Here is a 12,847-nt window from a genome sequence, read left to right as displayed (position 1 = left end):
TCGAATTGTGGCCCAAGCGGCCATGGCGCTCGCGGGACGGGAGCCTGCGAGCGCGCGAAATTCCTAGTTCGTCTTGTGCATGTCGTGGTTCATCGGCGCAGGCTGCTCTTCCTTGACGCCCTCGGCCGGTTCCTCGCTCTTGGCGGGATTGCCGGTTTCAGGGAAGGTCGCGGCTGGAGCGGCGGCTTCCGTCGCGCCGCCGACATGGCGGTTGTCATGCTCGAGCTTGGCGCGGTTCTCATGGCTTTCGACGCCTGCTCCGCCCATCATGTCGATGTGCATCATGTCCTTCATGCACATCTGACCGGCCCGTACGCACATGTTGAGCACCGCCTCGTAAAGGCCGTCTTCGACCGAAGCGTAGTAGCGCACCGGCTCCTTGATGCTCGGCTTTTCGAGCTTCAGGTAAGCGTCGCGGTTGAGCATGGTGCCGTTCTGCTTCACGCGGTCGACCCACTGGTCGAAACCAGCCTGGTCGAGGCCGTGGAACTTGAAGCGCATGTGGGAGAAGCCGTCGCCGCTATAGTTCGACGAAAGGCCTTCGTACTCGCCTGGCTTGTTGATGACGGCGTGCAGCTTGGTCTGCATGCCGGGCATGGCGTAGATCATGCCGGCGAGCGCCGGAACGTAGAAGGAGTTCATCACCGAGGATGCCGTGATCTTGAAATTGATCGGGACATCGACAGGTGCAGCCATCTCGTTGACGGTCGCAATCCCGTACTCCGGGTAGAAGAACAGCCATTTCCAATCGAGGGCAACGACCTCGACCGTGATCGGCTTCATCTCCTCGGTCACCGGGCGCGCCGCATCGATCCGGTCGAGCGGCCGATAGGGATCGAGCTTGTGCGTGCTCACCCAGGTGATCGCGCCAAGCGCGATGATAATGGCGAGTGGCGCCGACCAGATGATAACTTCGAGACCGGTGGAATGGTGCCATTCCGGGTCATACTTGGCAGCTGTGTTCGACTGTCGATACCGCCAGGCAAACAGGAAGGTCAGGAAGATCACCGGAACGATGATCAGCAGCATCAGAAGCGTTGAAACAACGATCAGGTCCCGTTGCTGCGCGGCGATATCGCCGGACGGTGACATGACGACCATGTTGCAGCCCGAAAGGGTCAAAAGCAACAGGAGTGATATCGCCGATCGTCCGGCTAGATTAAATGGCTTCGGCATTGCGGCCTCAACTTGCGTTTTGTCTAGTCGCAATTACTCGGGCATGCCTGCGCATGGAAGTGAGGTCGTTCGTCGCAGCGCAGCATTTTGCCGCAGTGCAATGGCGACGACAGGACTATCCGTCCATGCGCATTTGTACTAGCGCAGAAGGCGTTGTCGGCTCATAGGCGATCGTTCTGGCCGCCGAGAGACATCAACTCGAACAAGGCGAATGCGCAAGTACGTGCGCGGCATTCTTGATATCAGACGCCATTTGGTCAACACTCTAACGACACGGCGCTGGTTCGTTGGAGAATTTCATGGTTTCGGTTGCTAACCCAACATCGTCTGGTCTCGAACGAGACGCCCGCCGCATTCACGATGACGACAAGCCTTTGTCGCCTGGTAGCATCGCAATTGGCGTGGTGATCGGCCGAACTTCAGAGTTCTTCGACTTCTTTGTCTACGGTCTCGGCTCGATTCTCGTTTTCCCGAAGCTGATCTTCCCGTTCGCGTCCAATGCAGTGACGGCGACGCTGATGTCTTTCGCGCTGTTCCCGCTGGCCTTTCTTGCCCGGCCGGTCGGCTCTTTCGTATTCATGTGGATCGACCGCAACTACGGACGCGGCACGAAGTTGACCGTGGCTCTGGTCATTCTCGGCGGATCAACGGCGTCCATCGCTTTCTTGCCCGGCTATGACACGATCGGGTACTGGGCTGTCGCGCTGCTGGCGCTCTTCCGTCTCGGACAGGGATTTGCGCTCGGCGGCGCCTGGGACGGGCTTGCGTCGCTGTTGAACCTCAACGCACCACAGAATCACCGCGGCTGGTACGCCATGATTCCGCAGCTCGGTGCTCCCATCGGGTTTGCGCTCGCGAGCATTCTGTTTGGCTATTTCGTCACCAATCTCTCCGAGGCGGATTTCCTTGCCTGGGGTTGGCGTTATCCGTTCTTCGTCGCCTTCGCGATCAACGTCGTGGCGCTGTTTGCACGTCTGCGCATCGTTGCCAGCAAGGAGTTCGGCGCGGCGATGGAGGCGCAGGAGTTGCAGGCGCGGCCGATTTTCGAAATGCTGAGCAAGCACAGCATCGACGTCGTACTTGGCGCCTTCGTGCCGCTCGCAAGCTTCGCGATGTTCCACCTCGTCACCATCTTCCCCTTGAGCTGGGTGACGCTGAACGGTGGCCAATCGGCGTCGGAATTCCTGTGGGTCCAGGTGGCGGGCGCAGCGCTCGGCGCGCTCGGCATCGTGCTTTCGGGCGTGATCGCCGACCGTGTCGGCCGGCGCAACCAGTTGATGATTGGCGCTATCCTCATTGCGATCTTCAGCTTCTCGGCACCCTTCCTGCTTGATGCGGGCGAGAGGGGCCAGGATGCCTACATCCTGATCGGCTTCGCCATCCTCGGGCTTTCCTTCGGGCAATCTTCCGGCGCCGTGTCCTCGCGCTTCACCAAATACTATCGCTACACCGGTGCAGCCTTGACCTCGGACCTGGCGTGGCTCGTCGGTGCGGCCTTCGCGCCGCTGGTAGCGCTCGGCCTTGCCACCAGCTTCGGCATTATCTTTATCGGTGGATATTTGATTTCCGGTGCGATCTGCACGATTGCTGCGCTCAGCCTCACGCGGGCACTCGACCAGCAGTAAGCGCAGTTTAAAGGACGATGTGACCGCTCTGGACGAGCGCGGACCCGAGTGACGGCCGCGCTCGATTGCGACGTCAGAGGCGAACCTCAACCTCGAACCCACTGATCTGACCCCGCGGCGGCGATGCAATCGACAATTGGCCGTGCATTTGCTCGACCAGCCGCTGGACGATCGCCAAACCAAGGCCGGAGCCGGACGCCTCGGTCGGGCCACGGGCAAAGCGCTTCGTGAGGTTCGCAAGAACGTCCGCTTCTATGACCGCGCTTTCGTTTGCCACGCGAATGCCGTTGAGGTCGACATGGACCCTGACCCGGCTACGCGCCGGACTGTGGATCAGGGCGTTTTCCAGGAGATTGCGCAGGACGATCGCAAAGGCATCTGCGCGGATCGGGCGTTCGAGCGTCGTGCCCGCCTCGACGTGCACATCAAGTCTTCCCGCTCCGAGAGAGGATCGCTCCAGATCCTGTGTGACGACCATCAGCACCGGCAACAGGTCCTGGCGCTCGTCCGAAATGGCAATGCCCGCCTCAGCCCGCGACATCTGCAGCAGCTTTTCGGCAAGCCGTCCGAGATGAAGGAGCGCGCGCTCGATTTGCGCGGTTCGCTGGCGGAAACCCGGCGGCACTTCGCTCAACAGCCTCTGCGTTTGCGCGAGCGCGCCGGCGATTGGCGTCCGAAGTTCGTGAGCACTGTTCGATGTGAACTCGCGCTCCGCCTCGAGCGCCGATTTCAGCCTCGCCAGCAACAGGTTGACCGAGCGGGCGATTGCACGCAATTCCTTCGGCAAGGCGCTTTCGTCGATCGGCGCCAGATTGCCGCTGTCTTTCGTATGGATCTCGTCGCGCAGCTGCGCGACCGGCGAAAGCGTGGCGCGAACCACGAGAATGATGGCGAAGATGCTGCCCGGAATGAGAAACAGCAGCGGCAGCAGCAGCGCCGTTCCACCTTCCATCAGCGCTTCGCTGCGGTGTTCCAGCGCATCGGCAACCTGGACAAACAGAGATCCGTCAGCCGTGCCGGCCGTATAGATCCGATGCGTGGCCGTCTGCGAGAAACCGACGGCAAGAGGGACCGCGAAGGGCTCCGGCGCGCCGTCTTGCGACAACATTCGGCCGGTGCGATCGCGAACCTGGTAGGTCAGGTATTGCGAATTCAGCGCAGGGATCATAACGGCGGTGCGCGTTTCCCCACCAGAACCATCGCGCGAGGCATCTCGGGCGACGATTTGCAGCAGGCGCTCCGCAGTTTCCTGGACGCCGCTGTCGAAGATTTCGGTAAATTCGTCCTGCATGACATAGACGCCAAGTCCGAGCGCCACGAACCAGAAGACCGCGACGACGCTTGTGAGTGCTATTGCCAGTCTGCGGGTCATGCTCGCCGTTGTGGGCATCCGCTCACCTGATGCTGTAGCCGAGGCCGCGCACGGTCTCGATCCTGTCGGCGCCAATCTTCTTGCGCAGGCGGCTGATATAGACCTCGACCGTGTTGCTTTCGATCTCGGATCCAAACGCGTACAGCGTATCGTGAAGCTGCTCCTTGGAGACAAGCGCGCCCGGACGGGCGACCAGCTTGTCGAGAACGGCCCATTCGCGCGCACTGAGGCTCTGGCTGTCGCCGTTGACGACGATCTTGCGATGGATCTGATCGATTTCGATGCCGGGGAGCGTCACCTTCGGCACGGCGTTGCCCGCGTAGCGCCTGGAGACGGCGAGCATGCGGGCCGTCATCTCGTCAAGATCGAAAGGCTTGACCAGATAGTCGTCGGCGCCGCTGTTCAGCCCTTCGATGCGATCGGAAACCTGATCGTGCGCGGTCAGGACAATGACCGGCGTTCCGTCGCCGCGCCCGCGCAATGCCTGCAGAAGCGTCAGTCCGGCGCCGTCGGGCAGCCGGAGGTCAAGCAGGATAAGGCCGTAGGAAACCGTGTCGGTGGCGGCGGTCGCGTCCAGGATGCGCGTGAACCAGTCGACCGCGTGTCCCGCCGCCGCGACGTGGTCACGCAGCGCCTCCCCCAGAACCTGATCGTCTTCGACTAGTAGGACTCTCAAGATATCACCGGACACTTGTTCGTCCTTGCTATTGTCGATTGGGGATGGGCGTCAAGTCCCTGAGCGATCATGGGCGTGGCCGAGGGCAGCATTGACCGGAGGGGCCAGGGGCCGACGCCGCAGTCGGATGCGAGTGGGCTGTTCTATGACGCCATCCGTTCGCGGAAGGCGCCGCGTTTTTTCATGTAGCTGATGATGGCTGTGGCAATGCCGACCAGCGCCATGCAGATACCGAGCGCGACCATCACGCCGGTGTTGCGGCCGGCCTGCTCGAAGCCGGCGAGCTTGTACATTTCGGTCGCAAGGATCGCGAGCATTGCCGCCGAGACTGTCGAGTAGTCCTTGCCGATGACGCGCCGGACATTGAACGTCATGCCCTCGGTCGAAGCTGCGAAATTCTTCAGACGAAGGCCCCAGCGCGGTACGTCACGACAATAGGCCTCGTACGCCTGGCCGAAGGTACGGTGGAGAAAAGCCTCCTCGGCATAGACAATGCACTCGTACATGAAGGCGAACAGCCCGACGCCGATGACAACGAGAAGCGGGTTCCCGTGTAGCAGGAAGACGCCGCAGTAGAGCAGCATGTTCCCGACATAAAGCGGGTTTCGGCAAACCCCGAACATGCCTTCGGTCACGAGATCCTTGGCATAGACCTTCTTCTTCAGGCCCCCGCGCTGGATGTATTTGTAGCCGACCACGGTTGCGCGCAATGCCAGACCGGCAAGGATGACGAGGATCGCGGCGGCATCCTTGGCGAGCGTGAGCGCGGGATTGTCCAGCACCAGCGTCGGAGGCGGCATCAGCAAGTACAGCGCCACGATGATGGCCGGGAACAGCTGATTGCGAAAGCGGAACAGAAAATTGCCGATGGCGATCATGACCATGGTCCTACTTGATGGCGATGATGCCGCAGAAATTGTACCAGCGGAAAAAGACCTCGACGCTGCGGAAGCCGACTTCCTTCAGAAGCTGGAAGTTTTCCTCCAGCCGATAGGGAATGAGCACGTTTTCAAGCGCCTCGCGCTTCTTGGCGATCTCGATCTCGGAATAGCCGTTGCGGCGCTTGTAGTCGTAGTAGTGCTCGATAAAGAGGCGATTGAAGGTCGAGTCCTCGCTGGTGAGCTTTTCGACCAGCAGCAACGCTCCGCGTTCATTCAAGCCGTCATAGATGCCGCGCATCACCCGCTCGCGATAAAGCGGACGCACGAACTGCAGGGTGAGCAGCATCATCACGACGCTCGCATTGTGGATGTCTACCCCTTGATGGAGGTCGCCACCCCTGAGGTCGATCGCCCGGTTGGTGTCGGACTGGGTGATCTTTTCACGCGCCTTCTCGATCATGTCCGGAGCGTTGTCGATGCCGACGAACCGCACAGAAGGGTGGACCATGCCGTCCAGGCCGAGCAGCGTCGTCGCCGTCGAGCAGCCGATGTCATAGAGGTTGGTATCGGGCTCGGCGAAGTCTTTCGCCAGTTCGCAGACCATGCGCTGGATCTCTCCGTAATAGGGAACGGAGCGGCTGACCATGTCGTCAAAAACGGCAGCGACAGTCGCATTGAATGCAAAGTCGCCAACATTCTGGTCGGGTGCGGCGAACACCTCATCCTTGCGAAAGCTATTGTCGTGAACGTGTAAATGCGGGGCCTTGGCTACCATTCGCACTTCCTTTTTCTCCGGGGCATGGCCAGCGGCTGCCGGTGCTGCCGTTACGGTCGAGGTGCCACAAGGCCATCGAAACCTGACACGAACCTGAAAGGGAACTGCAAGACGCGGATCGCATCGTTGTTCCTTCACGGACGCCGCCCATTGGCTCGGCGCGAAACTTCACCGTGCGATCACGCGATTTTGCGGACAGGTGACCACGCTTTTGTCGATAATCGGGATCTTTGGGGGAGGCCCGCCATGCGCTTTCTATCGACCGGCAGTGTTTTGACCGTCTTCCTCATCCTGGCGACGGCGGCGCGGACCGAGGATCTCCCGCGCTCGGGGCAGCCGGTCTTCGACCGCGTCATCGAACTGGTGAATGCGAACTTCTACGACGCGGCGGCGATCGACCGTTTCAACGCCGCGGCGCGGGCGCAGATCAATTCTGGATCCGGGCCGCGATCCGGGGCTCGCGCGCCCGCGCAAGCCACGGAAGCGATCACATCGGTTCTCGCGAACCTTGGGGTTTCACACACCGGACGCTTCACGCCCGATACGATCGATTACTTCGAACTCTCCGATATCTTCCGCTTCGCTATACGCGATGACGTAAGACGCCTTTTTGCACCCGATGGTGAGGTGCGCTATCCCGGTATCGGCATGGTGACGCTCGCTGTCGGTGGTCGACGTTTCGTCAGCGACGTCTATGACGGCTCGGCAGCAAAGAAGGCCGGACTGCTCGTCGGTGACGAAGTTCTTTCGGTCGATGGCCTGCCCTATCGTGAAATAGGATCGTTCAGTGACAAGGTCGGCCGCAGCGTCGATATCCGGTTGCGGCGATATCGCGATGCGGAGCCGCTCTCGGTCCGCGTCGAGGTCGAACGTCTGAGGCCGTTGCCGATGTTCGAGCATGCCATCGAGCAGAGCATGGTTCTTGACGAACGCGATGGCCGAACGATCGGCTATGTGCGCCTGTGGACGCTATCAACGAGAGATGGTCTCGATCTCGTCGCAGAGGCGCTGTCGCGGGGGCGGCTGAAGGATGCAGAAGGTCTTGTTGTTGATCTGCGCGGGCGCTGGGGCGGCGGGTCGGCCGACGCAGCCGAGTTCCTGGTCGGCGGCACGCCGACATTCCGGTTGGTGTCGCGGCGCGGAGACGTGACACTCGCAAACTTCCGGTGGCAGAAGCCGGTGGTGGCGCTGATCGACGAAGGGACCCGCAGCGGCCTTGAGCTCTTTGCCTATACCCTGCGGCAAAATTCGGTTCCGCTGGTGGGCGAACGGACCGCCGGCGCCTTGCTGGCTGGTCGCGCCTATGTTCTGCCCGACGACAGCCTGCTGGAGTTGGCGGTGTCGGACGCGGTCATCGGCGACGATCTCAGGCTCGAGGGGGTCGGCATCGCGCCAGATATCTCCGTGGCGTTTCCGTTAGCCTATGCGGCGGGAAAAGATCCGCAACGGGAGGCGGCGTTGCGCGTAATGGGTCAGCTTCTCGACGCGGGAACGAAGGGGCGAACAATACCAAGCTCCGAGCCGGCAATGACTCGGTGACGTTGCGGTCTCGTGCCATAACGGATACCGACATCGCTGCTGTCCTCGCCCCCTGTCCTCAGTCCGAAGAGCGCGTGCCGACAATGATCGTCGCGGTTGAGCGCAATTCAACCTTGCCTGCGCGCATCGACTGGCTCGCCAGTTGCAGAACATCGCTTTTGATACGGGCGCGCGTTGCGTCATCCGCCTGCGAAAGGCCGGCGACCACAGGCGCTGCGATCTCCGTCATGAAAGCCCAGTAGTCCTCGGGTGTGGCGTGGACCATCGTGGTCGTGATTTCGTCCTCATGGACGTCGCGCAGGCCCGCTTCGGCAAACACTGCCGTCATCATACCTGCCGGAGCGCAACGGAACAGCCCGGGCGCGCCTGTTGGCGGTCTTGGAAGCTCGATGTGGCGGGCAATCGTCCCCATGATCGTCGTGGCCCAGGCGTTCTTTTCAGGCGCGCCCCAAACGGCTGCGCAGACGCGGGCGCCGGGTTTCGCCACGCGTGTCAGCTCTCGCGCTGCCGCGGCAACATCGGGAAAGAACATGAAACCGAAACGGCACAGAACGGCGTCGAAGGTCGCATCGGCGAAAGGCAGCGCACCGGCATCGCACGCTCTGGTCTCGAAATTGGAGAGGGCACGGTTCCTGGCATTCTCGGCCGCGACTGCGAGCATGCGCTCGGAGAGGTCCGTCACGGTCACACGGCCATTTGGAATGGCGGAAGCGACGGTCAGTCCCGGTTCTCCGGTCCCGGCCGCAACATCCAGTACCCGGTCCCCGTCCTTTATCGCAGCCTGGCGGATCATCGCCTGTCCGAAAGGATGAAGCCAACCGAGCACCAGCTCGTCCCACTTCTTCCAACCGGCGGAGAAGCGGTCCCAGGTCTCTCTTTGCTGGTCGCGTATTTGCTCGAGATGCGCAGACATGCACGGTCCTCCCTTGTGCTGTTTCATCGCGTTTCATGAACTATGAACCCGCGATGGCGGGTTACAAGTCACTTCCTCGGCCAATGGCCGGGCACCTCGGGCCGGTTTTTGCGGGTGCGCCGCAGTTACCGTGGGAACGGCTTTGTCAGGGGGGCGATGTAGACTGACGCAATCCGGACTAGGGAGAGCGCGCAAGGCGGGTTATATTCTCATGGAGGAGACCGGGAAGGAGAGATTCGCACCGATGTCGAACCGGACGAACGGCGTATTTGGCGGCCGGCCAGAAACCAACGACGAACAACCCCTCGGTGATCAACTGCGAATGATGCATAGGGCCTTCATGGCCTCGCCGCTGCGCAACAAGATCATCTGGCTGAGCATAAGCATCATCGTTGTCATCGTTGTGACAGCCTTCGGTCAGATCATCCTCAATCGATGGTACAAACCTTTCTACGACACGCTTGAGCGCCGAGATTTGCCGGCCTTTATGCATCAGCTCGTCGTCTTCGCCCAGATCGCCGGCGTCCTCCTCGTCCTCAATGTTCTGCAAACCTGGCTTGGGCAGGTCATCAAACTGCGCCTGCGCGAGGGGCTGACCCAAGATCTGATCAACGAGTGGATGCGCCCGACGCGCGCGTTTCGCCTGGCCAATGCCGGGGCGATCGGCATCAACCCGGATCAACGCATCCACGAGGACGCACGCCACCTGACGGATCTGTCCGCAGGGCTTTCGATCGGACTTTTCCAGTCCGGCATTCTGCTGGTGAGCTTTATCGGCGTACTGTGGTCGCTGTCCGATGGCTTCGTCTTCCATGTCTCAGGCTACGCCTTCGCAATCCCCGGCTACATGGTCTGGGCCGCCATCCTCTACGCCGGCACGGCATCCTGGCTCAGCTGGCTCGTCGGTCGGCCGCTGGTCGCGCTCAACGGTGAGCACTATGCCCGTGAGGCGGCGCTGCGTTTCTCGCTGATGCGCGTCAACGAGCATATAGAGGCCGTGTCGCTTTCGTCCGGCGAAGCCAACGAGAAGAAGCGGCTGCAGCGCGACCTCGCTTCGGTTCTCGAGATCAGCTACGGCCTGCTGCGCGCCGTGACGCGGCTGACCTGGGTGACCGGCGGCTACGGTTGGATTACCGTCGTCGCACCGATCGTCATTGCCGCGCCTGTCTATTTCGCTGGAGATTTGAGCTTCGGTGGGCTGATGATGGCGGTCGGCGCTTTCAATCAGGTGCATGCATCGTTGCGCTGGTTCGTCGACAACATCGGTGCGATCGCCGACTGGCGTGCGACGTTGTTGCGGGTGGCAGCCTTTCGGTCTGCGCTGTTGATGACGGATGAACGGCACGAGGGCGACAAGCGCATCGATTTCAAGACATCCGACACCCCGCAGATGAGTTTCGACAACATCGAAATCGTCTCGCCAACCGGCTGCATCAAGCTTCGCGAACCGAGCGTCACGATCAATCCCGGGGAGCGCGTGCTTGTCACCGGAGCGCCCGAAGTGGAGAAGGCTCCGTTCTTCCGGGCGATCGCCGGACTTTGGCCCTGGGGCTACGGCCGGATCGCGCTGCCGGTGGATGACGGTCTCGCCTTCATTCCGAAATCGCCCTATTTCCCGCCGGGCACACTTGGTGAAGTGCTCGCCTACCCGAGCGCGCCCGACAGCTACGGCAAGGGCGAGCTTGCCGCAGTCCTCTCCAAGGTCGGCCTCGGCCGCCTGTCAGGCCGCCTCGATCAGGATGCGCGAAAGCAGATGAACCTCAGCGAAGCGGAGCAGCGTCTGCTCGCGATCGCCCGGCTCAGCCTGCACAAGCCGCGCTGGCTGATCATCGACGAAGCGCTCGATACGCTGGAGGACGACGCCTACCAGCGCGTCCTGTCATTCCTCGACGAAGAGCTCGACGGCGTGGCGATCGTCAATATCGGGCGCACCGAGCGCGGCAACGAGTTCTTCACCCGCGTGCTGCACCTCGATAAAAACCCGACCGGCAACACATTGCGGCGACTGCAGCCGCGAAGCCTGCAACCGGCCGATCCGCAGTTGGTGGATTGAAAGGCTCCAGCGTCTCGGCTGGTATCTCAGCCGTTGCTTGAGAAAAACGTTATACAGGGCTGAAAGCAATGAAAAACCGCGCAAACACGGGATTGCGCGGTTTTTGTTTGACCTAAGGTCAGGCGCTCAGCGCGACCGCAGCTTCATGTGGCGGTTCACGTCCTTGTAGAGCAGGTAGCGGAATTTGCCCGGGCCGCCGGCATAACATGCCTGCGGGCAGAAGGCGCGCAGCCACATATAGTCGCCGGCCTCCACTTCGACCCAGTCCTGATTGAGCCGGTAGACCGCCTTGCCTTCAAGGACGTAGAGGCCGTGTTCCATGACATGGGTTTCGGCGAAGGGGATGATCGCGCCTGGCTCGAAGGTGACGATGGTCATGTGCATGTCGTGGCGCAGGTCCGCCGGATCGACGAAGCGCGTCGTCGCCCACTTCCCATCCGTGCCGGGCATCGGCGACGGCGTGATTTCGGCCTCGTTGGTGAAGAAGGCTTCGGGCACCGGCAGGCCGTCGACGTGTTCATAGGCCTTGCGGACCCAATGGAAACGAACTGATGCTTCGCTTCCATTGCGTACCGACCAGTTGCTTGCGGGCGGAATGAAGGCGAAACCGCCCGGCTGCATCCGGTGCGCCTTGCCGTCGAGCGTGACGGTCAGTTCGCCCTCCACGACGAAGATCGCGCCTTCGGCGCCTTCATCGAGTTCAGGCCGGTCGCTGCCGCCGCCGGGAGCGATTTCCATGATATATTGTGAAAATGTTTCAGCAAAACCGGAGAGCGGGCGGGACAATATCCACAGCCGGGTCTTGTCCCAGAACGGCAGGTAGCTGGTGACGATGTCCATCATCGTCCCCTTCGGAATCACCGCATAGGCCTCGGTAAAGACCGCGCGATCCGACAGGAGTTGTGTTTGCGGCGGGTTGCCGCCGTGCGGGGCATAATAGCTACGGTTGGTCATGTCTTCCTTCAGTCCAGGTAGAGGCACCGCCTCCTCTTGAAATGCGGTGCAATTGGGTTCGTGCATCGGGCGTCAAAGCAGCGCCGCGCGCAGGTCTCTTGGCAGGTCCTTCTCCTCGTCCAGGTCCAGTTCCGCTTCGACGTGGTTCAGGTGTTCCGCCATTTCGCGGATCGCGCTTACGGTGTCGCGGGCGGCGATGTGTTCGACCACGGAGAGGTGTTCGTCCGGACCGCAATTGTGCAGGTGGTTGGAGCGGTACATCGCGGTGATGAGCGAGGTGCGCGAGACAAGGTCCCGGAGGATGCCGAACAGAAACGCCGAGCCGGAAAGTTCCGCAAGCAGCAGGTGGAAGCCGCCGGAAAGGCGAACGATATCAGAGAGATTGCCCGATCGGCCGGCAATGCGTTCCTCCTCGATATGGGCGCGGAGCCGGACGATATCCTTGGGATTGGCGCGCTCGCAGAGGCGCTCGACGACGCGCTGTTCGATTGCCCTACGGGCAACGAAGACGTCGCGGGCCTCATCGACCGATGGTTCGGAGACGAACGCGCCGCGGTTCGGCATGATGGTGACGAGGCCGTCGCGCTCGAGCGCCGTCAGTGCCTGGCGAATGCGCGCCCTGCTGACGGAGAAGATCTCGGCAAGCTGCTCTTCCTTCAACCGCGTTCCCGGTCGTAGTCGCCGCTCCGCAATTGCAAGCCAGATCTTCTCGCAAATGATTGCTGTCGGCGCGCCGGCGGCCTCGTCCGCGTTGTACATGAAATCTCCCTTAGCCGTTCGCTTACTCTCGCCGTGCGGCGCTCAAAGTCAATTCCATCCGCTGCAGTTAGATATTGACTACAAAATTGTAGACAATATTGTGTACCGCAACTTGATCTGCAAT

At 61.4% G+C, this 12,847-nt stretch carries 11 protein-coding genes; 3 read left to right on the top strand and 8 right to left on the bottom strand.

The annotated features are described in order from the left end of the window. Positions 1 to 63: 63 nt before the first annotated feature. Positions 64 to 1,176, bottom strand: a complete 1,113-nt coding sequence (cyoA, locus tag VGO04_RS28835; protein WP_327499392.1) for a ubiquinol oxidase subunit II — start codon at positions 1,174 to 1,176, stop codon at positions 64 to 66. Positions 1,177 to 1,475: 299 nt separating this feature from the next. Here cyoA and VGO04_RS28830 point away from each other — a divergent pair, with 299 nt between their 5' ends. Further along, positions 1,476 to 2,801, top strand: a complete 1,326-nt coding sequence (locus VGO04_RS28830; protein ID WP_327499391.1) for an MFS transporter — start codon at positions 1,476 to 1,478, stop codon at positions 2,799 to 2,801. Positions 2,802 to 2,874: 73 nt separating this feature from the next. Here VGO04_RS28830 and VGO04_RS28825 read toward each other — a convergent pair whose 3' ends face one another. From VGO04_RS28825 to cmoA, 4 genes are all read right to left on the bottom strand, one after another. After that, positions 2,875 to 4,191, bottom strand: coding sequence for a sensor histidine kinase (locus tag VGO04_RS28825; protein ID WP_414650616.1), 1,317 nt, complete (start codon positions 4,189 to 4,191; stop codon positions 2,875 to 2,877). A gap of 4 nt (positions 4,192 to 4,195) precedes the next feature. Next, positions 4,196 to 4,849, bottom strand: a complete 654-nt coding sequence (locus VGO04_RS28820; RefSeq protein WP_327499389.1) for a response regulator transcription factor — start codon at positions 4,847 to 4,849, stop codon at positions 4,196 to 4,198. 143 nt (positions 4,850 to 4,992) lie between these two features. Then, entirely contained in the window at positions 4,993 to 5,727 is a 735-nt protein-coding gene (locus VGO04_RS28815; RefSeq protein WP_327499388.1) for an isoprenylcysteine carboxylmethyltransferase family protein, read from the bottom strand. 10 nt (positions 5,728 to 5,737) lie between these two features. Continuing rightward, a complete protein-coding gene (cmoA, locus tag VGO04_RS28810) occupies positions 5,738 to 6,505 on the bottom strand; it encodes a carboxy-S-adenosyl-L-methionine synthase CmoA (protein ID WP_327499387.1) in 768 nt (255 codons plus the stop codon). A gap of 246 nt (positions 6,506 to 6,751) precedes the next feature. Here cmoA and VGO04_RS28805 point away from each other — a divergent pair, with 246 nt between their 5' ends. Beyond that, positions 6,752 to 8,044 (top strand): S41 family peptidase, encoded by a 1,293-nt coding sequence (locus tag VGO04_RS28805; protein ID WP_414650624.1) that lies wholly within the window; start codon positions 6,752 to 6,754, stop codon positions 8,042 to 8,044. Positions 8,045 to 8,102: 58 nt separating this feature from the next. Here the strand turns inward: VGO04_RS28805 and VGO04_RS28800 are convergent, their stop codons facing one another. After that, positions 8,103 to 8,957, bottom strand: a complete 855-nt coding sequence (locus VGO04_RS28800; RefSeq protein ID WP_327499384.1) for a class I SAM-dependent methyltransferase — start codon at positions 8,955 to 8,957, stop codon at positions 8,103 to 8,105. Between the two features lie 244 nt (positions 8,958 to 9,201). Here VGO04_RS28800 and VGO04_RS28795 point away from each other — a divergent pair, with 244 nt between their 5' ends. After that, positions 9,202 to 11,010 carry an ABC transporter ATP-binding protein/permease gene (locus VGO04_RS28795; RefSeq protein WP_327499383.1) on the top strand — a complete coding sequence of 603 codons (1,809 nt, stop codon included), beginning with the start codon at positions 9,202 to 9,204 and terminating at the stop codon, positions 11,008 to 11,010. A 126-nt stretch (positions 11,011 to 11,136) separates the two neighbouring features. On the opposite strand, the gene VGO04_RS28790 is transcribed toward VGO04_RS28795, so the two are convergent. Both VGO04_RS28790 and VGO04_RS28785 read right to left on the bottom strand, forming a co-directional pair. After that, positions 11,137 to 11,964: a bifunctional allantoicase/(S)-ureidoglycine aminohydrolase gene (locus tag VGO04_RS28790; RefSeq protein WP_327499382.1), complete on the bottom strand. Its 828-nt coding sequence runs from the start codon at positions 11,962 to 11,964 to the stop codon at positions 11,137 to 11,139. Positions 11,965 to 12,036: 72 nt separating this feature from the next. Continuing rightward, entirely contained in the window at positions 12,037 to 12,723 is a 687-nt protein-coding gene (locus tag VGO04_RS28785) for a GntR family transcriptional regulator (protein ID WP_327499381.1), read from the bottom strand. Between the last annotated feature and the right edge of the window lie 124 nt (positions 12,724 to 12,847).

The sequence above is a fragment of the Ensifer sp. genome, from assembly GCF_035999185.1.
Classification (GTDB): Bacteria; Pseudomonadota; Alphaproteobacteria; order Rhizobiales; family Rhizobiaceae; genus Ensifer.
The sequence above is the reverse complement of the archived record's forward strand: the minus strand, read 5'-3'. Positions and strand labels throughout refer to the sequence as shown.

Bases quoted from the DNA above. Each gene is read 5' to 3' on its own strand.
- cyoA (WP_327499392.1), bottom strand. From the start codon at position 1,176: ATGCCGAAGCCATTTAATCTAGCCGGACGATCGGCGATATCACTCCTG.
- VGO04_RS28830 (WP_327499391.1), top strand. From the start codon at position 1,476: ATGGTTTCGGTTGCTAACCCAACATCGTCTGGTCTCGAACGAGACGCC.
- VGO04_RS28825 (WP_414650616.1), bottom strand. From the start codon at position 4,191: ATGCCCACAACGGCGAGCATGACCCGCAGACTGGCAATAGCACTCACA.
- VGO04_RS28815 (WP_327499388.1), bottom strand. From the start codon at position 5,727: ATGATCGCCATCGGCAATTTTCTGTTCCGCTTTCGCAATCAGCTGTTC.
- cmoA (WP_327499387.1), bottom strand. From the start codon at position 6,505: ATGGTAGCCAAGGCCCCGCATTTACACGTTCACGACAATAGCTTTCGC.
- VGO04_RS28805 (WP_414650624.1), top strand. From the start codon at position 6,752: ATGCGCTTTCTATCGACCGGCAGTGTTTTGACCGTCTTCCTCATCCTG.
- VGO04_RS28800 (WP_327499384.1), bottom strand. From the start codon at position 8,957: ATGTCTGCGCATCTCGAGCAAATACGCGACCAGCAAAGAGAGACCTGG.
- VGO04_RS28795 (WP_327499383.1), top strand. From the start codon at position 9,202: ATGTCGAACCGGACGAACGGCGTATTTGGCGGCCGGCCAGAAACCAAC.
- VGO04_RS28790 (WP_327499382.1), bottom strand. From the start codon at position 11,964: ATGACCAACCGTAGCTATTATGCCCCGCACGGCGGCAACCCGCCGCAA.
- VGO04_RS28785 (WP_327499381.1), bottom strand. From the start codon at position 12,723: ATGTACAACGCGGACGAGGCCGCCGGCGCGCCGACAGCAATCATTTGC.